This window comes from Sphingobacterium sp. SGG-5, from assembly GCF_011043525.1.
Lineage (GTDB): Bacteria > Bacteroidota > Bacteroidia > Sphingobacteriales > Sphingobacteriaceae > Sphingobacterium.
In genome coordinates this window covers 282,705-307,689 of the sequence record NZ_JAAKGO010000001.1, presented here as the reverse complement: position 1 = coordinate 307,689, position 24,985 = coordinate 282,705, and the positions used below count along the sequence as shown (strand labels likewise).

The window sequence follows — 24,985 nt, the reverse complement described above, 5'->3', positions numbered from 1 at the left end:
GTTAACAAAGTTAGGCAATATTAGTTTTAGGAAGAAGTAACCTGTCGCACAGCCATTTTGTCACAAAAATGATTGTTTTTGAATTTTGATAAAGTCATTTTGACTATTTTGAATATCTTTATAACGCATGATTGGCACTATCTCACGAATGGAACAATATTTGGCGATAGATTAAGAAAGAAAAAAAAGAGAAAATATATGACTATTTGGTTTTTGTTGATCGGGATTGGTATCATCAGTATGATCGTCCAGACAAGATTTAAGAACAAGTTTAAAAAATATTCGGAAATGCCGTTGACATCGGGACTATCCGGTGCAGAAATTGCACAGAAGATGTTGCACGACAATGGGATATACGACGTGAATATTATTTCGGTAGAAGGTCAGCTCACCGATCACTACAATCCAGCCAACAGGACGGTAAACTTGAGCCCTGAGGTGTATCATGGACGTAGTGTTGCGGCCGCTGCTGTTGCGGCTCACGAATGTGGACATGCCGTGCAACATGCGGCAGCTTATAGCTGGTTGCAATTTCGTTCGGCGATGGTGCCGATGGTAAGTTTTGCTTCGAAGATTACGTCGTTTACGCTAATGATCGGTGTGATGTTGGCGATTTTTTCGCAAAGCTATTTTCTGCTGACTATCGGTGTAGGTGCTCTGGCCGTAACGACGCTGTTTAGTTTTATAACCTTGCCGGTCGAATTTGACGCATCGAAGCGTGCACTTGCTTGGCTCAACACCGCGAATATTACCCATTCGTCTACGGAACATGATGGTGCTAAAGATGCCTTGAAATGGGCAGCAATGACCTATATCGTAGCCGCACTGTCCGCACTGGTAACCTTATTGTATTACGCCAGTCTTTTGTTGGGTAGAAGAGATTAAGAAAAATAAAGACATAAAAAAAGCTGCATTTCGCAGCTTTTTTTATGTCGTTTACACGATAAAATTCCAGCCAAAAGGATCATCCACCTTTCCGTAACGGAGCTGGTTAAGATAATCCAATACTTTATTAGAAAATTCACGACCTTCTACCGGCGGAAGGGTATAGTCTTGTCCTTCGTACCCGATGCGGTCTATATGTGTTACCGTTGCAGCCGTTCCAGCGGCAAAAGCTTCGGATACTGTACCGTTTTTAATGCCGTCGATTAACTCCTGTACAGATACCCTGCGTTGTTCTGCCTTGTATCCCCACTGTTCGGCAAGCTCCATAATCGTACGGCGGGTTACACCGTGAAGAATAGTATCGCCATGCGGTGTGATGATCGTATCGCCGATGCGGAAGACCAGGTTAGCCGTACCCGCTTCTTCGATATAGATATGTTCTTTGGCATCCGTCCACATGATCTGATCATACCCCTCATTATTTGCCAGTTGGGTCGGGTATAGCGACAAAGCATAATTCCCCGCATTCTTCGAAAATCCTACACCACCTTCTGCCGCACGTGTATAATGGGTCTCCACTTTCAAGCTGATCGGTTTGCTGTAATAAGCACCTACCGGACAGGTGATGATCAAAAATTTATAAGAAGCCGATGGATGTACACCCAATGCCGACTCGGTGGCAAACATAAAAGGGCGAATATACAGCGATGTGCCTTCTCGGGAAGGGACCCAATTCCGATCTACGTCCAACAGCTGCTTTAAACCATCCATAAAAATCTCTTTCGGCACTTCCGGCATTTGCAGACGTACAGCGGATTTATTAAAACGCTCCCAGTTTTTGTCCGGGCGAAAGATGCTCACAGTACCGTCGGCAAACTTGTAACCTTTTATGCCTTCGAAGATAGCCTGTCCATAGTGCAGTGCAGACATAGAAGGACTAATGGACAGTTCGCCATAAGGTACAATGCTCACATCCACCCATTGGCCGTTGTTGTATTCTGCCACAAGCATGTGGTCAGACATGATCTGTCCAAATTTTAAGTTGTTAAAGTCTACCTGCGAGAGTCTTGATTGTCGTGTTGGCTCTACGCGAATTGAAAGTTGATCTGTCGCGCTCATTTCTGTATGTATATTAAGACCTGCAATTTAGGAAAAAAGATCAAGAGCCGGCTGAAAATCATTAATAATTTTCTTCAGGTCATTTTTAAGAGATTTCCTTGTGTATTTATTATAATTTATTTTGGTCAATCGTTTGCGTACTTTAATTTTATTTTTTCTTACTACATTGGACTGAAAAATTGCGTACAGATTATAAATATTTTATATTCTTTTTGTCGCAGCAGTCGTTTAATTTTACGTGACTTGGACTATTAGGGGAGGTTTAGAGGGGGACTGATAGACCTTGGCATTACAAAGACCAAAAGACCCACTTAATGACAAATTATAAACAGCTTACAGATTATGAATTGTTTGGTTTGCTAAAACTAGATGATAGGAGAGCTTTTACAGAAATATACGGTCGTTATAAGGAACCATTATATATCCATGCTTTCCACAAGCTTCGTGATAAGGAAGAGGTTAGGGATATATTGCAGCAACTCTTTTCCGTGCTTTGGATGAAAAGAAATGAAATCGTATTAAACGCAAACTTATCTGGCTATTTATACGCCTCTATTAGAAACAGAATATTTAAAATTATTGCACGTAAAAGCTTAGAGTCTAGTTATATATCTTCCTTACAGCAATCTATTTCTTCCTCTGAGGCGATTACAGATTATCTGGTTAGGGAGAATCAAATGAAACAGATTATCGATCGTGAAATTGGATTGCTTCCCAAAAAAATGAAAAAAGTGTTTCTGTTAAGCAGAAGAACACATCTGTCTCACAAAGAAATCTCGAAACAATTAGGTATTTCTGAACAGACTGTTTCCAAACAGATGACGAACGCTTTAAAGATCCTTCGTACTAAATTAAGCCTATTTCTCTATATCATTCTTTTAATCCAATAAAAAAATATCTACCTGTTAGCACGAAGTTAGGGGTCTATATTCTAAAATGGCCAAATAAGCCTTTTAGAATATATGAACAAACATCAAATAAAAGAGCTTTTACGTAAATATGAAAATGGTACTTGTTCCGATTTAGAAAAGGCACAGTTGGAAACTTGGTATCTGCGACAACCGATTCCAGATAAGTTATATTTGTCGGCTTCTGAATTAGATACCGAGCTGAGTAAAATTTGGGATAGTTTGGAGCAAGAGTACAATGCAGATAAGGGAATCCCATGGAAAAAGATGGTAATTGCTGCTAGTATCCTTTTCATATTTAGTATAGGGTTTTATTACTACATAGGTGATAATATAAAAAAAACATCGATTGCAAGAGAAGAGACAATAGTTGCCGATATTGAGCCGGGGGAGAATAAAGCTATCTATACGGCCCCTTCAGGAAAGCAGCGGGTACTTCAAGATGGAGTATTTGTAGCTCCCTTGCCGAATGAAAATTCTCCGTCCTCCGATGCCGGGTATAATACAATCACTACTCCGCGAGGAGGGCAATATGAAGTTGTGCTTGCGGACGGAACGCATGTTTGGCTAAATGCGGCTTCTAGCCTAAAATATTCCAATACATTTAATGATGTGGAGAGGACGGTAGAATTAACTGGAGAGGCCTATTTTGAGGTAAAACACATGCCCGATAAACCATTCAAGGTTATTAGTCAAAATCAGACGGTAAAGGTATTGGGTACACATTTTAATGTAAATAGTTATGAGAAAGAACCTGATATTAAAACGACTCTTTTAGAAGGGGCTGTAGAAGTAAGTAATGACAAAGGTGAGTTGATTCGATTGAAACCCGGGGAGCAATCTGTAAACACAGCCGATATGATTTCCAAGAGAAAAGTTAGTGTCGATGAAGTACTTGCGTGGAAAAGCGGTTTTTTTCATTTTGAAAATGCTTCACTAGAAACTGTTTTAAACCAGCTTTCGTTATGGTATGATGTGGAAGTAGACATCAAAAAAATACCGCGTAGAAAATTTAACGGTATTTTGCCTAGACATGTTAAACTATCGCAGATTTTCATCATGATGGAAAAAACAAGCGGACTAAAATTTAAGGTAGAAGAGAGGAGGATTTTAATGGACAACTAAACAGCGCAAAGTAACAGAGCTGGGGATAAAAGTAACCCCTTCCTAAAGAAAGGGGGAAGAAAAGGTGCTGATACATCTTTTTCTTCTTAAGGCTCATGTTTTAAAATATTACCGACTAAAGTAATTTTTCCAACCTTAATTTATACAAATGTATGAATAATCATATTCATGACAATGAGGGTTATTGTATATTTTCTAAATATAGCGAAAACCTAAAAAATTTACCGAAAATTCTATTAGCTATGAAGCTTACGGTGTTACTCATCTTAATTGCCTGCCTGCATCTGCAGGCATCGGTTTACTCCCAACAGATAAATCTGTCGTTAAAAGAAGCTTCGTTGGAAAGTGTAATTAAAGAGATAAGAAAACAAACCGGCTATGCTTTTTTTTATGACGCGGAATACTTACAACGAGCCGCTCCCATCAGTGTCAATGTAAAAAAAGCATCTATAGAAAAAACTTTGAGCGACGTTTTCAAAGGACAGAAATTTACCTGGGAAATTTTAGACAAAACGATACTGATAAAACCTATACTTCGAGATACCGAAAGTGTGAGTTCGAAAGCTATACGACAAACGTTTGCTATTCAAGGTAAAGTTACGAAAAGCAATGGAGAGCCATTAGCGGGTGTAAATGTTCGAGTGAAAGGAACTACTACAGGTACCGTGTCCGATGCAATGGGGAACTATTTGATTAAAGTAGCGAATGAGGAAGCTATTTTGGTTTTTTCATTTTTAGGTTTTGTTGTGCAGGAAGTCAAAGTAGCGGAAAACAAGATTATAGATGTCTCGCTGCAGCAGGATGTTACGGCATTAAATCAGGTAGTTGTTGTGGGCTATGATGCGATCGAAAGAAAGGATTTAACAGGTTCGGTATCTAGTATACAGGCTGACGAGATAGCGCAAAGCCAGTCGTTAACTTTTCAGGAGGCATTGCAGGGTAAGATGGCGGGCGTACAGATATCATCATCGTCAGGCGAGCCGGGAACGGCAATGAATATTTCCATCAGAGGTTCCAACACGATCTATGGTGGTACGAGCCCACTATATGTGATTGATGATGTGCCATACGATGTAAATGCCGACGAGGTAGCATCTGCAAAGATCGATGATAATTACGGTGGATATGTTGCCGGAAATCCGCTTGCAGGCCTGAATCCACAGGATATTGAGTCTATAAATGTATTAAAAGATGCTTCAGCAACTGCCATCTATGGTTCTAGAGGTGCTAATGGTGTCATCATTATTACAACAAAATCGGGTAAAGCCGGTCGTATGAATATCGAATATAACGGAACATCCGGGTTTTCAGAACCGATTAAGAAACTCTCCGTTTTAGACCCGACAGATTATATCGACTATCGACAAGTCGTTACACCAAACTCTTCATTGTTCTATATTGATACAAACGGAGACGGTCTTTTTAACGAATTGGATGCACCTCGCGACCCGTATGCTATACCTTTTCACAACTGGCAGGATGAGATCTTACGAACTGGTTTCTCCCATACGCATAATCTTTCTTTTTCGGGCGGAAGAGAAGGTACAACTTATTCGGGCTCGGCAGGATATGCGAATCAGCAAACCATTTTGATGAATAATGAATATAACCGCTATAATGTCAGGTTAAGGGTGGACCACTCCCATAAGAGATTTAAAATAGGCATCAATTTGAAAATGGGGTATACCGTGACAGAAGGAGCCACAAATCTGGGAATTATTCAAAACCTTTCTTTTGCCAGGCCCCTGGAATATTACAATGAAGGGATAGATTTAATTGATAGGTATATCTCGCCTATTTCAATGATTGACGCCTCTTATAGAGAAACATCTCTCTTAAGAGATGATATCAGTACTTACGCCAGTTACAAACTCAATAACAACTTTACATTAAAAAATACATTGGGCGGATTTTTATCGGCTTCGAAAGGAAAAGAGTTTTATAGCAGTGAAACCACGCAGGGACGGGCGTATAACGGAGTAGGGATTCTGCAGGATAAAAAGACATATTCTTGGTTCAATACAACACAGCTGAATTACACAAAGAGATTTAACAAGGATCATGTGTTGCAAGGAATGGCTGCCTTCGAGCTTACGAGATATAATTACGAAGACTTTCATTTAAGAAATACCAATTTTTTAGATGAAAGTACTGGAGTTGATGATATCAGTAAAGGGTCTGTAATGAATAATATTGGATCAAACCGCGATATCAGCAATCGTATTTCTTATTTTGGCCGGCTTAATTATACCTTGCTTAACCGGCATCTATTTACGACTACTTTCAGGACAGATGGCTCCGATAAGTTTGGGGGGGGCAACCGTTTTGGATATTTCCCGTCTTTCGCTTATGCGTGGCGACTTTCAGAAGAGAGGTTTGTTGAAAAATGGAATATATTCAGTGATCTGAAAATGCGTTTAAGTTATGGAGAAACCGGTAATGAGAGAATTCCATCTTTTAGATATCTAGCGACTTTAGAAAATACATATTATAATGGAGAGCTTGGTCTTGCTCCGGCTTCTATGGCAAACCGGGATTTGAAATGGGAAACTACGGTCCAATATAATGCGGGATTAGATATTGGTTTTGCGGCTAATCGCATTCTATTGAACGTCGATTTCTATAATAAACAAACGAAGGACATGCTTCTGCCTGCATACGTACCTACCCGAACAGGTTTTGTGCAGCAATGGCAAAATTTCGGACAGGTGGACAATAAGGGAATTGAGTTTGCCCTAACTACGGTTAATGTCGATAAACAAGATTTTAAATGGACGACAAATTTTAATATCTCCACAAATAAAAATCAAGTACGAAGAATTGGCGATGTTGGTTTCATCACGGTAAATATACCCGGCGAATTAGTACGAGATCAGGGACGAGTAATGGAAGGGGGGGCGATAGGAGATTTTTATGGGTATATTTTTGATGGTGTTTACCAAATAAATGATTTTACATGGCAGGATAATAGTGATCCAAATATCCCCCATTTGGATCGGACATATACGCTGAGAGAAGGAGTTGTGAATCAAACTGGTGTAAATGTTCAGCCCGGATCGTTTAAGTTTAAGGATTTAAACACTGATGGTGTGATCGATCTGGACAATGACCGGAGGATTATAGGTCGTAGTTTTCCGAAGCATTTTGGAGGGCTCAATAATACCATAAACTACAAGAATTTCGACTTGAATGTTTTTTTTGATTGGTCTTATGGCAATCAACTGTTTAATTTATCGAAATATCGATTAGAAGGAGGGGTATATAGTACATGGCAAAATATTTTGCAGGATTTTTGGTTTAACAGATGGACTCCCGACAACCCAACCCATTCGTATGGAGATATCGCAAGTTATAATGCGCCTGCACAATTTTCGTCCAGCTATTATGTGGAAGACGCATCGTGGCTGCGGTTGAGAAATGTTTCCTTGGGATATCGCTTTAACTCAGCGTCTTTTGTAAATGCGATAGGCATCAGTAATTTACGTTTATTTTTTACGGGAACGAACCTTATTACCTGGACAAAATATTCCGGTTATGACCCAGAGGTAAGCAGCAATAATCCCCTGTTGCCAGGTGTAGACCGAATTTCATACCCACGTACAAAAAGCTTTTTATTTGGTTTAAATGCTACATTTTAATAAAATGAAAAAGATATTATTTGCTATTATTCCGATGATCTTGGTGTCTTGCTCCAAGATGTTGGATACACAGCCGTATTCATTTGGAACGGTCGAAAATTTTTACAAAACTGCCAAAGATGCAGAATTAGGTCTTACCGGATGTTATAGTATTTTAAATACAAATCAGGTGCAGAGTGTGTCCGGCCCAAGAGCTGGAGTAACATTCAGGAAGAGTATGCATGTGCTGCTAAATGCTGGTGTGGACGAATTAATCCCCAATCCAAATAACGGTTTGCGACCAGATGTTGGACCTTTTGCCCTTCATGAAGTTTTCAGTCAGAATGAAATCATTCAATACAATTTTTTCTTTTGGTTTGCAGGGATAAACCGTACCAATTATTTATTGAATAAGATTGATGATGTGGAGATGAACGACGATAGAAAAAATGAAATTAAAGGTGAAGCACATTTTCTCAGAGGTTTCTTTTACACCTATCTTGCCATGATGTATGGCGGTGTACCCGTATATACAACTCCAGAGCATAATCCGCATGCGCAACGGGAGTCTTTGCAGAAAGTCTACGAATTAATTATCAGCGATTTTAAATATGCCTACGAAATCTTGCCAAACCGGGCGTCTACTATGGGGAGAGCGAATAAATGGTCTGCGGCAGGCTATCTGGCAAAAGTATATACCTATTTGGCCAGCTGTGGGCATAACAATGTAGGTAGTGACTTAGGATTTCAACTCAACAGTTTCGATTGGGTGGACTGGCAGGATATGTATGCAGAAGCACTGACCGTAACACAGGATATTGTGGATAACAGCGGATATGAATTGATCGTTAACTATGATTATCTGTTTAGGGAAACTACAGATTCTTACAAGGATCAAGAATGTCTCTTTTATATCCTATCAAGTACCAATTCAGTAAGCGGCAACTATAATCAATGGAATGAATTTCTTATTCCCGGCGGTAATCGGAATTTGGTTGGTGGCGGAACCGCTATATTAAGACCGACGGGTGAGTTGTGGGCGTTATATAATGCCGTAGACGAACGAAGATCTCACAATCTGGTATTTCAACTTCGGGCGACTGAACCTGTGGAGGTTATAGATGGAGTAGCCTATTATATTCCAAGAGAAGCTACTGCGCCTACCTTTGGAACGTATTGTGTAGGTAAGTTTAGGTATATGGATCCGGTACCAAAACTCATAGACAATCAGTTGTCTTTAGGTGCGACGCCTATTCTAAGGTATGCTGATATATTGCTTTTACATGCCGAAGCATTGTATTATACAGGAGATGAGCCACAAGCTAGAGATTTTTTATTAGCGGTGAGAAAAAGAGCAGTATCTAACGACGATGTACAAGCGGGGCTATTGGCTAGCGATTATTATAGAAGCGACTTCGTACAAGAATTGTTGGATGAAAGAAGTCGTGAGTTATGTTTTGAAGCATGGCGAAGAATAGACCTTATCAGGTTTGGACGGATCGCACAGGCCATTGCAGATCTAGATCCTGATTACGGCGCATTTAATGCTCTGGCATCGCAGATGCAGGCCAATTGGGCATCGTATAAAATATGGTATCCAATTCCGACAGCAGAAATAGATTTAAGCAAAATAGAACCCAATCCCGGTTACACAAATTAAAAATTAAAGAATGAATTTACACAAATTAGCTTTTGTTTCGTTATTTTTTTGTTCGTTATGGAACTCGCTTCTTGCACAAGATCAAGAAGCACAGCGGCCCAACGTTATTTACATCTATGCAGATGATCTAGGTTATGGCGAGCTGGGTAGTTACGGACAGGAAAAGATAAAGACCCCCCATCTTGATAAAATAGCAGAAGAAGGAATGCGATTCACCCAACACTATTCCAGTTCTCCCGTATGCGCCCCTGCCCGGTGCATGTTGCTGACCGGAAAACATGCCGGGCATGCTTATATACGGAGTAATTCCGAACTAGGTGGGTTTACTGATGATGAAGAAAAGGGGCAGATGCCATTATACGAAAATGCATTTACACTCGGGCATTTATTCAAAAATGCTGGTTACACAACGGCGGCGATAGGCAAATGGGGGCTTGGCATGGCCAATACTACGGGAAGCCCGTTAAAACAGGGGTTTGATTATTTTTATGGATACCTTGACCAAAAACAGGCCCATAATTATTATCCTACTCATTTATGGGAAAATGATAAATGGGATACGCTCAGAAACCCCGTTATTGATGTCCATAAAAAGTTAGACGCTACAACGGCTACTGATAGCGATTTCGCATATTATAAGGGAGAAGATTATTCCATAACCAAAATGATGGAAAAGGCGATAGGCTTTGTCCGGGAAAATAAAAACAATCCTTTTTTCTTGTATCTCCCCTTTACCATCCCACACGCATCGTTACAAGCGCCTGATGAGTACATTAAGCAATATGTCGGTATGTTTGGTGAGAAACCTTATTACGGTGAGCAAAGATACGCGCCTACAAAATATCCGCTGTCGACCTATGCGGCTATGATTACCTATATGGACGCTCAAGTAGGTGTCATTCTAGAAGAAATAAAGAAGTTGGGGATTGATGATAACACTATTATTCTGTTTTCCAGCGATAATGGGGCAACCTTTAACGGAGGCGTAAATGCTTCTTTTTTTAATAGCGTGTCTGGATTGAACGGTCTCAAAATGGATGTGTATGAAGGTGGGATTCGGGTGCCCTTTATTGCGAGATGGCCTGGGAAAATTGAGGCAAATGCAGTTTCTGATTTGCCGTCCGTTCAGTATGACATGATGGCAACTTTTGCAGAACTAACGAATCAAACTGCTCCTGATAATACGGATGGTATATCTATTTTGCCGACACTCCTCGGAGACAATACGAATCAGCAGAAACATGATTTTCTTTATTTTGAATTTCCGGGCAAAGGCGGACAGATGGCTGTAAGAATTGGGGATTGGAAAGCCGTGAAACTAAATGTGGCGCGTAAACCAGACACCCCTTGGAAATTGTTTAATCTCAAAACAGATCGAAATGAAACGGAAGATGTAGCATCTGAAAACCAAAAAATCATAGAAAGAATCAATAAAATTGTTCTTAAGCAGCATCAGCCAGCTCATATCAAGGAATGGGATTTTATAGATGCAAAATATTTCAAAGGAGGGAATCATGAATAGAGTTTTCATCTTGTTGCTGGTGTTACTTTCCGTAAAAGTCCATGCGCAAGCTATTGCGCAGCGATCTGTAGCACATCCAGGAATTACACCTTATATAAATTACAATGCATTCGATAGAAACAAGGATCATCTTTTATCGTCTCCTCATGTAAAAAATGTTTTGGTCATATTTCATTGGCGTGATCTGGAGCCTACACCTGGAGGCTTTGTCTTTGAAGAAGCTATTGGGCATCTATTGAAGGAAACAAAAAAAGCAGGTGTTGGTCTGGCATTAAAGTTTTGGGTAGGCCCCAGTTCTCCAGAATGGTTGTATGAAAATGGTGTGCCACTTGTTGAGGTCACCGGAGGGGCTGATTGGAAATATCCCTATTATTTTTCGAAAGAATACGAGAGATACTTTTATCGGTTTATAGACGAGTTTGGCAAGTATGCTAAAAAGCTGTCTGCTGAAGATCTAAAACATATCCATTTTCTTCAGGTATGTGAGGGCTCGACAGGTGATACGGGACCCTACCAGGGCGCTAGTAAGCCCATAAATGAAGCGTATGAAATTGAAAAGGAAGATTGGATGGATTACCGTATGGAGGTTTGGGAAAAATATCGAACCGCTATGTGGAAAGACGGCCGAACAGTTTTGCCCATGCTCTTTACCGATGATGGCAATACCGATAGGGAGCGTGATTGGCAATTGGCCAACCTGTCCGAATTTGGCGTGAAGAAGGGACAGTTTGCACATGGATACAATCATAATTATTTTTTAAGATTGATGGATCCCTGGCAGAACTTACAGGATAAAGCAAGGCAGAAGGGCGTGTTGTTGATGGCCCGAGGAGAATTTGATAATATCCTATTGAGGCAAGATTGGGTGAAAGAAGATCTGGCTTTAGTATTCTATTGGTCGGCCCTGTCGGCATTATTTCATGACATCAATTATTGGAATCCGGCCATTTCTATTATAAAAGATCCGGAACTTTTTCTGGATGGTTTGGATATGTATAACACGCACGTAAGCTCATTGGGCGATCCCTTCCAAGCACCATTGGCTTTTTGTGCTATGCGCCGGATGTTGGACGCCGCCGATACCGAGACTTTCCCGGAGAATATTTATGGAAAAGCCAACCCTAAGAATGAAGATCGGTTTAAGAAGATACTATCCGGATTCGCTTCGAAAGGAGCAAAAATTGGAGATGATACCAAACTAGGAGTAGGTCCGATAGTAAGTCGTACGCGTAAATCTGATAATGATATAGGATGGATGGTGTATCGTGGTAATTTTTTCAAGCATTTGGAGCAGATTGAACCAGAAACAACCAGCGAAGCTTATTGGAATGTAGATACCACCAAATATGGACGTTTTGTGAGAGCGTTTAAAAAAGATTCACACAGCCAGATGTATTTTTCATTGGATAAGCAGTTTTTCCAAAGTGAAGAACCACAAGGTGTCTGTATTTCCGTCATCTATAAAGATTCAGGAAATGGAAACTGGGAGCTGTTGTATAACAATGGTCAGAAAGTGGCAAGTGCCGGGAAAATAGAAAATGCAGGTACAGACAAATGGGTAGAAAAGGTATTTACGATACAGGATGCCGTATTTAATGGTAAACTTGATAAAAGTGCAGATTTGATACTAAAGCATATTGGGGGTGATAATACGTTTTTTCATCTTATAGAATTAGAAAGAACCGGAAATGTTATTAAATCAAATTAAAAATCAAACAGTACATCTTAAAATTAAATTGCTATGAAAAAGTTATTTTTAGCGTTGACGATGCTGATATGTATGTATAGTGTTGGCCAAACAAACCAGGAAAAATTAACTCCAATGACAGGGATTACCATGACAAAAGAGCAACGAACAAAAATCCAGACTGTGAATAAAAATGTCGTCGCGGAGATCAAAGCATTGAAAGAAAATACTGCTTTGCATAATAGAGAAAGATTTCTAAAAATAAAAGAGGTGAGAGAGAAACAAGAAATGGATATAAAAGAGATACTAACCGCAGAACAATATTCGCAGCGACGTGAAAATATAGAAAAAATCAGAAACCAAAATAAGCAATAAATCAGTATGGAAAAGAAACGCAGAGATTTTATAAAAACAGGAAGTTTATTGGGGTTAGGCGCTTTGTTGCAGCCGTCCAAGTTGTTTGCAAATAGTCAGAATATTGCTCATGCAAATGCTTCTCCAACAGTTGACAAGGGCCGGCCTGTTTTCAATATGTGTGGTTATAGTGCACCAAAGATCGACAATGTGCGTATAGGTTTTGTCGGTGTTGGAACCCGTGGACAGGCTGCTGTATATCGTATGAGCCAAATCGAAAATGTAACGATCGCCGCGTTATGCGATTTACAGCCGGATAAAATAGATTTTGCACTCAACCGTATTAAAAACTCGGGGCAAAAGCCAAAGATCTATACTGGGGAGGAAGATTGGAAAGCCGTTTGCGAACGAGACGATATCGATCTGATATATATATGCACCCATTGGGCTTTACATACACCTGTAGCGGTGTACGCAATGCAGCAGGGAAAGCACGTTTGTGTAGAAGTACCTGCGGCCACGACCATAGACGAATGCTGGCAATTGGTAGAAACTTCTGAGGCAACTAAAAGACATTGTATGATGGTTGAAAACTGTTGTTACGATTTTTTTGAATTACTCACGCTGAATATGGCTAGACAAGGTTTTTTTGGTGAAATTATCCATTGCGAAGGAGCCTATATCCATGAATTAACGGAAAACTTTACCCGCAAGAATTTCAAATGGGATATGTGGCGGCTCAAGGAAAACTATGAGCGGAAAGGTAATTTATATCCTACTCATGGCTTAGGACCAATCTGTCAAGTGATGAATATAAATAGGGGAGATCAATTGGATTATATGGTGTCGATGTCTTCTGCCGACTTTGTGCTCGGTCAGCGGGTGGAAGAGTTGGCAAAGGAAAACGATTTGTATAAACCTTTTGCGGGTAAAGACTATCGTGGGAATATGAACACCTCTATTATTAAAACGCATAAAGGCAAAACGATCATGCTGCAGCATGATGTGAGTTCGTTGCGCCCTTATTCGCGTATCCACCTGATAAGCGGCACCAAAGGTATAGCACAAAAATACCCTTTGCCCGGTCGTATATCTACCCATCACAGAAATTGGTTTACCGAAGAACAGATGAAAGAGGTAGAAGAAAAATACCAACCAGCTATCGTAAAGAAAATCGGCGAATTGGCTAAGAAGGTGGGAGGCCACGGCGGAATGGACTTTTTAATGGATTGGCGAACGATAGATTGTCTGCGTAATGGCTTGCCATTAGACCAGGATGTTTACGACGCAGCTTTATGGAGCTGTATATTTCCGCTGAGCGAGACTTCGGTCAACAACCGTTCCCAAGCGGTAGATATACCCGATTTTACAAGGGGGGGCTGGAAAAAGAATACACCAGTCGATATTTCACTTAGTACAGGTGGAAATACGGGTGTTAAGGATATCAGAAAACCTCTAAAAGAGGATTTTGAATTGTAAGGAGTATGAAACCGAGAAAAACAGATAGATGAAAAAAAATAGTGTATTACTTGTATTGCTTCTTTCTTCTCTTTACTCATTTTCTAAGGTCAATTTGCCGTCGATACTAGGAGATAACGCTGTTTTGCAACGAAATAGTAAGGTGAAGCTATGGGGAAGTGCAAATGCAGGGGCTATGGTTACCATAACAACGTCATGGGATAACACGCAAATTAATACAAAGGTAGATCGTGAAGGGAAATGGCTGACAGCTATCCACACGCCGGAAGCAGGTGGTCCCTATCGTATCATCTATAACGATGGCGAGGAAACCATTACGAAAAATATAGCCATTGGCGAGGTTTGGTTTTGTTCCGGGCAGTCTAATATGCAAATGTTGTTGAGGGGAGCGATGAATCAACCCATACTTCATTCAGCCGACTTAATAGCTAATGCAACGAATAAGCAGCTTCGGCTTTTTAAGGTACCCACTGCCCTGTCTGCTCAGCCCGTTGAAGATTTGGATAATACTGCCTGGAACGTTTCAACTCCAAAAAGTGCTGCGGTTTTCAGTGCTTTGGCATTTCAGTTCGGGAAAATGCTGCAAGAACATCTGGATATCCCCATAGGCATTATTGTTTCGGCATATGGAGGCACTCCCGTTCGAGGTTGGATGGCCTCTGAATACCTGAAAGAATTTCCAGTGATGGCGAAAGACACCACAACCCGTATAAATCACTGGGGACCTTCATACCTCTACAATGCAATGGTTTATCCGTTACGTAATTTTAGTATAAGAGGATTCTTATGGTATCAGGGCGAAAGGGATGTCAGTACACCTTTTCTATATGAAAAGATGTTGCCGGCTATGGTAAAGAACTGGAGGGCACTTTGGGATGGGGGAGACAAATTTCCGTTTTATTACGTGCAGCTGGCTCCCTGGACGTATTCAAACGCTTCTGGATTTAAGGGGGCGTATATGAGAGAAGCGCAGCTAAAAGCCAGAGCAATGATTCCCAACTCCGGTATTATAACAACAGTGGACGTTGGTTCCAATCACAGTATTCACCCGCCCGATAAAACCACCGTAGCAAAGCGCTTACTTTATCAAGCTTTGGCCCAGACTTATAACGTGAAGGGTATTCCCTACACGTTTCCCGAATATAAAGAGATGGAAATACAGGGGAGCACAATATTATTAAGGTTTAACAATGCCCCAATAGGACTGTCCTTACATGAAAAACTTACCGAAGGATTAGAGATAGCCGGTGAAGATAAAAAGTTTTATCCGGTTACGGAAGCAAAGATTATTGGCGCAAAAGGAATACAGGTAAGCAGCAATCAGGTCAATAAGCCGATTGCGGTACGATACTGTTTCAGGAATTATCGCAAAGGTAATCTGTACGACAACTTTGGAATGCCTGTTTTCCCTTTCCGAACAGATGATTGGAATGAATAAGAAAAATAGATGTATGAGATTAATTTATGTCGCCCTTTTTACACTGATCTGGAATGCAGCAACTTCGCAAAATATTTCACCAAGAGGTATTCGAAATCCAGGAATCGCTCCTTACCTACATTATGGCTCCTATAATCTTCATAGCGAAGCATTGCTAAAGTCGCCACATGTAAGGAGTTTGTATATCATCTATACGTGGAAAGATTTGCAGCCTGAACCGGGAAGATATGCGTTTGAAGAAATTATTGGGCGCTGTCTTGCTGATGCAAAGAAAGCTGGATTAGGGATTGGTTTCCAGATATGGTTTGGCCCGAGTGCACCCGATTGGATATATGAACATGGTGTACTTAAGGTGCAGGTAAAACCTGTAGGTGATTACAGCTATCCCGATAGGGAATATCCCTATTATTTTGCTAAAGAATATCTGAAATACTTCTATGCATTTATCGATGCTTTTAGCAACTATATTAAAAAACTACCGGAGGAAGATGTAAATCGTTTATTGTATTATCATGTTTCAGAAGGCTTTACGGGGATACAGGACCCTATCAGGGAGCAAATAAACCGATAGATAAACAATATGATATTCCGCGCGAAAAGTGGATGGATTTCCGAATGGAGGTGTGGGAATATTATCGCAAATCTCTTTGGCGGGATGGAAGAACTATCATACCATTAATGTTTACGGATGATGCTAATACGGATCGCGAACGAAACTGGCAGTTGAAACATCTTACAGCGTTTGGGGCGAAAAAAGGACAGTTTCCCGCCGGCTACAATCATAATTACAATTTGCGATTATTGGGGCCTTGGCGAGAATTTCACCAAAAGGCTGCGGCGGCCAGTAAGACACTTTTTGCCCGTGGAGAATTCGATAATATTTTGCTTGGACAGCCTTGGGTGAAGAAAAATCCTTCACTGGTGTTCTATTGGGGAGCTATTGCTTCACTTTTTTACGATATAGATTATTGGAATCCGCAGGTCAACATTATCAAACAATCCAAACCATTTTTAGAGGGGCTTGAGTTTTACAATCGACATGTAAGTTCTTTGCATAATCCTTCTAAAGCAGAATATGCATTTTGTGCCATGCATCGCATGATGGACGCATCAGATACCGAAACTTTTCCAGAACGTATTTATGGGAAAGCTACGCGATTGAATATGGCGAGATACCATAAAATTATAGCCGAATTTGCATCGAAAGGAGCAAAAATTGGTGATGAGATAAAATTGTGGGCGGGGCCAATAGTATGTCGTAAGCGAAAAGATGATAACGATATTGGCTGGATGGTAGACCGTGGTAATTTTTTCAAGCATTTAGAACAGATAGATCCCGAAACAACAAGTGATGCATATTGGAACGTGGATACAACCATATATGGTCGTTTTGCGAGGGCCTTCAAACCAGCTACCGATAGCAAAATGTATTTTTCGTTGGATAAAAACTTTTTCAATAACGCCCAACAGCAAAAAATAAGTCTATCGATAACTTATAAAGATACGGGCACCGGAAGCTGGGAATTATTGTATTATAATGGTCAGAAAATGATTAGTGCAGCGAAGATAAAAAATACCGCAACAGATAAGTGGGTGAAGAATGTATTTACTATTAATGATGCGGTATTCGCTAAGGCACTAGAAAAACAATCTGATTTTATAATTAGATATATCGGTGGTGACAATACCTTTTTCCATTTGTTGGATTTAAAAAGGGAGTAAAATCACTCTTAAAAAGCAAACTATAGACAGATGAAAAATAAGATTTTTAATATAGCGGTAGTAATCTTCGGTATCACGACAATCAGCTGCCAAAAAAATAATCAGGACCTGCCCAATATTATCGTTGTATATGTAGATGATCTTGGTTATGGCGACTTGAGTTCGTATGGTGCAACGCATATCAAAACCCCTAATGTTGACAGGCTTGCCGAAGAGGGCTTGCTGTTTACCAATGCCTATGCGACGGCTTCCATCTGTACGCCGTCCAGATATTCTTTTTTAACGGGGAAATACCACTGGAGAAATACAACGACCTGGAGTGTTGGTAATATTAAAGATGTGAGTATCGCGCCGGGAGATGCCGGATTGACTATTGATACCTCCCAAACAACGGTAGCGAAGGAGTTAAAGCAAAACGGCTATGCGACGGGAGTGGTCGGAAAATGGCATTTGGGACTGGGGCCTACTGGTGGTCCGGATTGGAATGGTGAGATCATGTTGGGACCTGGAGATATCGGGTTTGATTACATATTCATCATGCCCGCTACTGCGGATAGAGTCCCCTGTGTTTTTGTGGAGAACCGGCAAGTGGTTGGACTTGACCCATCAGATCCCATTCAGGTAAGCTATGGAGATCCTATTGGCGATACTTCTACAATATACAATCTCGAGGTTGAAACCGGTACTGTGGTAAGCTATGATAGTAGGACACGACGAAAAAACGATGTTGTCAGCATGCATCCAAGTTTTGGACACGACCAAACCATCATTAATGGCATACCCCGTATAGGCTATATGACGGGAGGAAAAGCTGCCCTCTGGCAAGATGACCAGATCGCGGAAACCTTAACCCAAAAAGCGCTGGATTACATCGACCGGAATAAAGAAAATCCTTTCTTCCTTTATTTCGCTACACATGACCTGCATGTACCGCGTGTACCGGGAGAGACCTTTGTTGGTAAAAGCAGACTTGGCGTGTATGGCGACGTCCTGCTGCAGATGGACTGGACTGTTGGGCAAATATTAGATAAACTGGATGAACTTAAGCTAACCGAAAACACCATCATTATTTTTACCAGCGATAACGGACCGGTAATGGATGATGGTTATCTTGATGGCTCTTACGAAAATCTAGGTGGCCATACACCATCGGGAAGTCTTAGGGAAGGAAAATACAGTGCTTACGAAGGAGGCACAAGAGTTCCATTTATCGTTCGTTGGCCTAAGAACATAAAAGCAGGTACATCAAAGGCTCTTTTTAGTCAGGTTGACTTGCTTGCGACATTAGCAGCGTTAACCGGAAATACGAATGCAGATAAGTTGGCTATGGATAGTCGAAACTATAGTTCTGTTCTGCTTGGAGAAACCTCTAAGGGACGCCAGCATGTAGTTCAGCAGAATATGAGCAGTACCTTGTCTCTTGTAAAAGATGGCTGGAAATATATAGAACCGACAGATAAGCCACAGTTTAACGTTTACACATATCCGAAAACCGATATGGGAAATAATACGGAACCTCAGCTCTATAATATCGATAGCGATTTACGTGAACAAGAAAATTTAGCAGAAACATATCCAGATAAATTAAAAGAACTGGAAATGTTGCTAAATCAAATTAAAAATCAGACTGCGAAATAAACACGACAGCGTTCATTTTTTCTGTACTACGTAACATGCGTACAAAGTGATTTACTTTTGTCTTAAAATGTAATGTATTTATTCTGACTACAACGTCCATTATTCCAGAGGTGATGGCCTTAGAACCGTTGTTTTTACCGTTTCATGTCAATTGCTTACCCGTTGTAAACATGTTCCCCTCATTTTGACAGAAACAATATAGATTGTCACCAACACAATACAGCAGCTCCCGCTCAGTAAACACGATATGTTGAATTGAAATTTCTTTATAATGTATTAATTATCCAATATTATGGAGATCTTATTTCATTTCAGGTATGTTACGTAGCAATTATACGATGTGAATACTGTCTACCTGCATATATTCGTGTCTAGGGCCTTGTAAACGCGGTTTGAGGCCATGTTATAGCTGTTTGCGATGATGTTATGGCTCTTTGTTTTCCGAACAACACAGCGGCTTATTTATTGACCTATATCTCCATATAGTTAAACCCAGACCATATTAGATCACGAACTGCAGCCTTCCGCTTCGTTTACATTCCTAACGCGGAATCTGGGTTAAAAACTGTTGAGAAACAATAACTCCTTCTTCAATTCAGCCAGATTGTCAAAAATATAAGTTGCTCCTGCACTTTGTAATTCTGCCCGGCTTCCGAATCCATGTAAGAGACCCGTTGTATCCATATGAAAAGCTTGTCCACCTATGATGTCGTATTTCCGATCTCCTATCATCAATGCCTGTGAGGGGTCGCTCAGATTTGTTTCCTCCATTACATGTTGGATAACATGTCCTTTGGTAGGGCGGGAGTCATCTAATCCGGCACCTCCAATGAAGTCGAAATATGTGTCGATTTTAAAATGCTCCACGATCCGTTGGGCAAAGACAGTTGGTTTAGAGGTTGCTAAATAGATGGAATAGCCTTCATCTTTTAATCGCTCCAATAATTCCTGCACACCATCAAACAACCTGTTTTCGTATATACCGATGTCCGTAAACCGTTCCCGGTATTTTTCGACACCAAGATTGGCCTGTGCTTCATCAAAATGATAGATCTGCATCAGGGAGTCTTTGATGGGAGGACCTATCCATGATCGTAGCGTATCCAGGTTATCGGTTTTGATGCCAAAGTATTCCAAAGCATAAGCAATACATTTGGTAATCCCTTCGGAAGGATCGGCTAATGTTCCATCCAAATCAAATAGCAGGTGTCTATATTTTTGCATATTTTATATATTCATTCTGATCCGCAAAGATACAAATCATAAATGTACAGTTAATTTGTCCTATCGATTAAGGCTATCGATGGTAACATTTCTCCCTATCTGTTGATTACAAATTACAGGTGCATCAGAAAAATGCGCTTGTATGATTTGTAGAAACTAAAATGATAGGTTATGAAAAGACTTTTACTAGTATGGATGGTTTGGAGCTCCTTTTTCTCTTTTGCACAGGAGCGTGTAAAAGGAGATCTCCAAGTGGGTATTCAAGGAGGCACAAGTGTGCCGATGGACAGTTATAAGAAAATCGGTGATACTAAAATCGGCTATTACGGCGGATTTTTTGTCGATAAATATTTCTCAGGCAATACATTTGGCATAGGCATAGATGCCCGTTATATCTACAACGGCATAAATAAGCAGGATAGCTTAAAGTTTGAAAATGGCCATTTTGGAACAGACTATCGTAATCCAGCGCGATTCAAGGACTACCTTTTTACAATAGGACCCACATATAAATGGAGCAAAAACAAGTTTCATGTGGAGGCTTATGTACGAGGAGGTATGATGATGCAATACTTTCCGGAGTATGTGCGGACCATGACGTACGATGATGGCAGCGGCAATCAGGTGCTTTACGATCCGCAGTGGACCGAGAATGATTCGACCAACAAGGCGAATAGCTGGGCGGCCTTAGGGGGCTTGCGATTCAATTATAAAATAAGCCCGAAGGTTGCTTTGTTTGCCCATGTGGACTATGTGCAAACCTTTGGCACCAAATTCGGCAATAAACCTAGCCAGTTTACCGTGCGGAATAGTGTAGAAATTCTTCCCGTGGAGGAGACCACTTCCGTTAAGAGCTTTTTGGATCATTACGAAGAGCAGCAGGTTGCCAATAGAACGTTGCATAAAACAATACAGGCAGGCATCGGGGTGAAGATGATGTTTGGTAGCCAATCGACTCCAGTTGTTCCACCTGTGAAAGAAGAGCCTATAAAATATGACGATATCCCTAAACCTGTGGCGGCTGCAAAGGATTTGCAGATTGTGGTTAAGGACAAACAGACGAATTTAGCCCTGAGTGGTGTCACCGTGTCTGTCATGGGAAATGACCGTGAGGAGAAATCGATTTCGGATGCAAGTGGGCAAGCTGCAAAAATAGCAGGTATCAAGCCCGGCCGTTATCAGGTCATCGGTGAGAAAAATGGTATAAAGACTCCTGTACTTGTATTGACCGAAACGGATTTTCAAAGTAATTCGAATGTGATTTTTAAAGAAATATATCACGACGACCCACGGTTTACACTGGTAGGCGAGACGTTCGATTGTGTCAGCCAGCATAATGTCGGCGGTATCAATACCATGCTGACCAATACCGGAAGCAAAACTAATATCAGCCAGATCTCAGATCTGGAAGGGAAGTTCATTTATCAGTTAGAAGCACAAAGTGAATTTACGGTGGTCGCCAATCAACAGGGTAAGTATTCCCAGACCGAAATGGTCTCGACCAAAGGATTGGATCGCAGTCAGACTTTATACGTCACGCTAAAACTGGGTGTGTGTGAACTGGCGAAAGACAGTTCATGGGAGCTGAAAAATATCTTATACGATTTTGATAAAAGCACGATCCGTCCCGATGCGGCATTGATCTTGGATAATGTGGTGTCCATCTTAAAACAAAATCCTTCCCTGCGTATCGAATTGTCGTCTCATACCGACAGTCGGGGAAATGATAGCTACAACTTGAAGCTTTCACAACGCCGTGCGGATGCTGCCGTCGACTATTTGGTACAGAACGGCGTGTCGCGAAATCGACTGATTGCAAAAGGCTATGGAGAAACGCGATTGAAGAACAATTGTGGGAATGGTGTTTCCTGTTCGGAAGAACAGCATCAAGAAAACAGGCGTACCGAAATTAAAGTATTGGATTTTTAAATAAAGAACCTTAATATGAAAACGAATACCACTAAACCCTTTATAAAAACAGCGGAGGAAGAGGACGTTAAATTAGTACGCTTCGTGATCGGATTTTTCGTCTTTCTTTACCGTAGAGCGATTCGACCGTGAATGGATGTATATTCCTGTGAGGATTAATAGAAGGATAACTATACCAATGCCCATATAGAGAGATAGGTTTGTGTTTTTTCGCAAGCCTATCTCATTGTTTATCCCTGAATAATTGATGTTGGCCCAATACCAGGGATTTTGATGTTCGATAGATGCTTCGTTTAGAAATACGCGTTTTGCCTGCGCTAATGCCTCGACAGGTTTCCGGCTTTCATAGAGCTGTTGATAAAACAGGGACGTCAGCCGCAGCATGGCTTCATCGTTGGCAAACCAATAGGTTGAGATGACGGAAGGTACGCCCTTACCCAAGAATACCCGCTGGATACTTTCCATACCTTCGGAAGGTAGGGATATACCGCTTCCCGTATTACATGCCGACAGAAATACCATGGGGGAGTAAATGTGGTAAAAACGGAGCTGTTTAGTCGAGATCGGCTGCTGTAAATAGATAATCGGATTGTCATCACCATCCAAAATGGTATGTGCCGCAATATGGATGATATGAGATCCGGCGAATTGTTGGACGATCGTGGAGTCGTTTTGGTTTTTGGGTCCGATTTGTTCACTTTTGAAATGTTTGCCGATATTGTCGACTTCCTCGTGTACAAATTTTAAATCCGGTAAGGGTTTAGGAAAGGAAGCCCGATAGAGCAGGGTAATATCCGTTTGATTGGCTGTCGGTGCTTGCAGTAGATCGTAGAGGATGAACGAATTGAGATACGCGAAATTGTAGATGTTGACCAAGAAACCTTTCTCATACAAAGCGTCAAAAGGAAGCCCATAAAGCTGTCCATCCAGCGAGAGGCAAATGTTGCCGTCAGCCGTATGCAGGTCCGGCAATAACGCGCTGATGATTCGATGTGACTGCTCCCGGTAGTGTAGTGGATCGCGGTTATAGCTATTGGGCGAAGCCCCGAAATAGGTGTCCTTAAACTGCTGGACAAAGGTGGTAAAAGTAGTGTCGGTTATCTTGTGGTAAGTGTACCTGTCGTTCGACCGATCAATGACGGTAATCGTTTTGTCCTTATGGATGAAATAGCTGTAGTAGCTTTTATTAGGTTCGTTTAAATGGGTGAAGAAAGAGGCCTTATCGGGTGAATAATTATACGTTTCAAAATAACGTTCGGAAAGCTGAAAGTCGATCATCAGCTGATTGACCTGCTGTTGAAGCGCTTCTCGTTGATTTTGATCCGTCGTCTGACTGATTTTCTGATGCAGGTGACGGATAGTCCGGATAGCGTTTTTTAACGAAAGATCGCCATGGTCCCATTTTTCCGATCGGTTTATCTCGTTAATAAGCAGTCGTCCTTTGCTTAATTCGATACACCAAAGCAGCGTCTCTACGATGTCTTGTTTTGTCGGTTCTTGTATCAGGACGCGTTCGATCAAGGCCGACATTTCTTCTATAATCGCTCGGTTCCAGATGTTGTTATTGATTTGATTTCTTTTACTCGTAATGAGCTGTTGTGTCCGAAAGTCGTTTTCAATTGCCCATTGGAAATAGTGAAGCGTCGAGTCCACCTCATTTTCTTGTCCGAAGCATCTCGCCAGTCCCACGAGCGCCTGCGTATAGGTATAATCCAGTGTGTACTCGTCACCCACCGTGGAAGATAAGGCATCAACAACCTGCTGATACGTACGCTTTGCTCGAGGGACATCATTTTTGTGAAACAGGATATTGGCGAGGGTAAGCTGCAGTCGGGCTTTTGTCCGATGTTGCGTGTCGGGGAAATGGTTGTTCAACAACTGTAATGCCTGACGGCCGGAAGCGTAATCGTGATGGATTTCCCCATATTGCCCCAGCGCTGACGCATACCAGATGAGTGTGTCGCCGTACAATTTGTTTTTTGCAAATTCCTGTAAGGCCAGTGTATTATATTTTGTACTGTTGTCCGCATCGTTTTCCTCCTGATAGACCGTAGAAAGGGTGTTATACAGCAAAGCACGTGAGAGGGATTCGGTGGGTTTTTTCAGCGTTTCCTCTATGAGCTTCTTCGCCTTCGTCAGGTCCTGATTGTAGAGGTATGCATTGGCAAGATTGTTCGCAAAGCCAACCCTTTGGCGATATTGGTCCACTGGGATTTTATCCAGCGTCTGTTCCAATAAATTGATTGCCTTCTGGTTGTCATCGATTAAGGTATACAGTGCTGCCAGTGGTTTGATGACGTATACATGGGTATTGATATCTTTCAGGTTCTTCGACTGAATGAAGTTTAATACTTTCTCATAATACCGGATGGCGTTATAATGATCGCCGTATTCCCGCAGACCATAAGCCATGAAGATCAGCCCGTAAGCGTACATCTCCTGTTGTTCGAATGACTGCGGGGTGAGGCTCAGGCTGTTTAAAAAAGAGTCAGGGTTGGAGACATACTTTTCGGGAGAGAGATCGGCGGTACTTTCGAAGTATTCAAAAAGCGAATCGGGAAGGGATATCGCTTTTGATGCGGACGTACTTTGTTGTGCCGTAGGGGCAGAGCAGTGCAATACGGTCTTAGCAATCAATACACACAGTAGGTATATAATATATTTCCCCATTTTTTATG

17 protein-coding genes are annotated in these 24,985 nt (G+C 41.2%); 14 read left to right on the top strand and 3 right to left on the bottom strand.

What is annotated here, in order from left to right:
• Positions 1-198: 198 nt before the first annotated feature.
• Complete coding sequence (locus G5B30_RS01290; RefSeq protein ID WP_165318141.1) at positions 199-885, top strand: zinc metallopeptidase; 687 nt, start codon at positions 199-201, stop codon at positions 883-885.
• A gap of 51 nt (positions 886-936) precedes the next feature.
• Here G5B30_RS01290 and G5B30_RS01285 read toward each other — a convergent pair whose 3' ends face one another.
• Positions 937-2,004, bottom strand: a complete 1,068-nt coding sequence (locus tag G5B30_RS01285) for a branched-chain amino acid aminotransferase (RefSeq protein WP_165318140.1) — start codon at positions 2,002-2,004, stop codon at positions 937-939.
• Positions 2,005-2,318: 314 nt separating this feature from the next.
• Between G5B30_RS01285 and G5B30_RS01280 the strand changes: the two genes are divergently transcribed.
• The 12 genes from G5B30_RS01280 to G5B30_RS01225 all read left to right on the top strand — a co-directional run bounded on the left by G5B30_RS01280 (position 2,319) and on the right by G5B30_RS01225 (position 19,154).
• A complete protein-coding gene (locus tag G5B30_RS01280) occupies positions 2,319-2,894 on the top strand; it encodes an RNA polymerase sigma factor (RefSeq protein WP_165318139.1) in 576 nt (191 codons plus the stop codon).
• 72 nt (positions 2,895-2,966) lie between these two features.
• A complete protein-coding gene (locus G5B30_RS01275; protein WP_165318138.1) occupies positions 2,967-4,037 on the top strand; it encodes a FecR family protein in 1,071 nt (356 codons plus the stop codon).
• A gap of 242 nt (positions 4,038-4,279) precedes the next feature.
• The gene (locus G5B30_RS01270; protein WP_165318137.1) at positions 4,280-7,675 is read left to right on the top strand and encodes a TonB-dependent receptor; all 3,396 of its coding nucleotides are present in this window, start codon (positions 4,280-4,282) and stop codon (positions 7,673-7,675) included.
• Between the two features lie 4 nt (positions 7,676-7,679).
• Positions 7,680-9,314 carry a RagB/SusD family nutrient uptake outer membrane protein gene (locus G5B30_RS01265; RefSeq protein ID WP_165318136.1) on the top strand — a complete coding sequence of 545 codons (1,635 nt, stop codon included), beginning with the start codon at positions 7,680-7,682 and terminating at the stop codon, positions 9,312-9,314.
• Between the two features lie 10 nt (positions 9,315-9,324).
• Positions 9,325-10,836: an arylsulfatase gene (locus G5B30_RS01260; RefSeq protein ID WP_165318135.1), complete on the top strand. Its 1,512-nt coding sequence runs from the start codon at positions 9,325-9,327 to the stop codon at positions 10,834-10,836.
• Positions 10,829-12,544: a hypothetical protein gene (locus tag G5B30_RS01255; protein WP_165318134.1), complete on the top strand. Its 1,716-nt coding sequence runs from the start codon at positions 10,829-10,831 to the stop codon at positions 12,542-12,544. Before G5B30_RS01260 ends, G5B30_RS01255 begins: the two co-directional genes overlap by 8 nt.
• A gap of 33 nt (positions 12,545-12,577) precedes the next feature.
• Positions 12,578-12,898, top strand: a complete 321-nt coding sequence (locus G5B30_RS01250; RefSeq protein WP_165318133.1) for a hypothetical protein — start codon at positions 12,578-12,580, stop codon at positions 12,896-12,898.
• A 6-nt stretch (positions 12,899-12,904) separates the two neighbouring features.
• A complete protein-coding gene (locus G5B30_RS01245) occupies positions 12,905-14,356 on the top strand; it encodes a Gfo/Idh/MocA family protein (protein WP_165318132.1) in 1,452 nt (483 codons plus the stop codon).
• Positions 14,357-14,384: 28 nt separating this feature from the next.
• Positions 14,385-15,794 (top strand): sialate O-acetylesterase, encoded by a 1,410-nt coding sequence (locus G5B30_RS01240; RefSeq protein WP_165318131.1) that lies wholly within the window; start codon positions 14,385-14,387, stop codon positions 15,792-15,794.
• Positions 15,795-15,807: 13 nt separating this feature from the next.
• Entirely contained in the window at positions 15,808-16,365 is a 558-nt protein-coding gene (locus G5B30_RS01235) for a hypothetical protein (protein ID WP_165318130.1), read from the top strand.
• A gap of 32 nt (positions 16,366-16,397) precedes the next feature.
• Entirely contained in the window at positions 16,398-17,516 is a 1,119-nt protein-coding gene (locus G5B30_RS01230) for a hypothetical protein (protein ID WP_165318129.1), read from the top strand.
• Positions 17,517-17,546: 30 nt separating this feature from the next.
• On the top strand, positions 17,547-19,154 hold the full coding sequence (locus G5B30_RS01225; protein ID WP_165318128.1) for a sulfatase family protein: 1,608 nt from the start codon (positions 17,547-17,549) through the stop codon (positions 19,152-19,154).
• A gap of 558 nt (positions 19,155-19,712) precedes the next feature.
• Here the strand turns inward: G5B30_RS01225 and G5B30_RS01220 are convergent.
• Entirely contained in the window at positions 19,713-20,378 is a 666-nt protein-coding gene (locus G5B30_RS01220; protein WP_165318127.1) for an HAD-IA family hydrolase, read from the bottom strand.
• Between the two features lie 171 nt (positions 20,379-20,549).
• On the opposite strand from G5B30_RS01220, the gene G5B30_RS01215 reads away from it, so the two are divergent.
• Positions 20,550-22,307 (top strand): OmpA family protein, encoded by a 1,758-nt coding sequence (locus G5B30_RS01215; RefSeq protein WP_165318126.1) that lies wholly within the window; start codon positions 20,550-20,552, stop codon positions 22,305-22,307.
• A 72-nt stretch (positions 22,308-22,379) separates the two neighbouring features.
• Here G5B30_RS01215 and G5B30_RS01210 read toward each other — a convergent pair whose 3' ends face one another.
• On the bottom strand, positions 22,380-24,977 hold the full coding sequence (locus G5B30_RS01210; protein WP_165318125.1) for a CHAT domain-containing protein: 2,598 nt from the start codon (positions 24,975-24,977) through the stop codon (positions 22,380-22,382).
• Between the last annotated feature and the right edge of the window lie 8 nt (positions 24,978-24,985).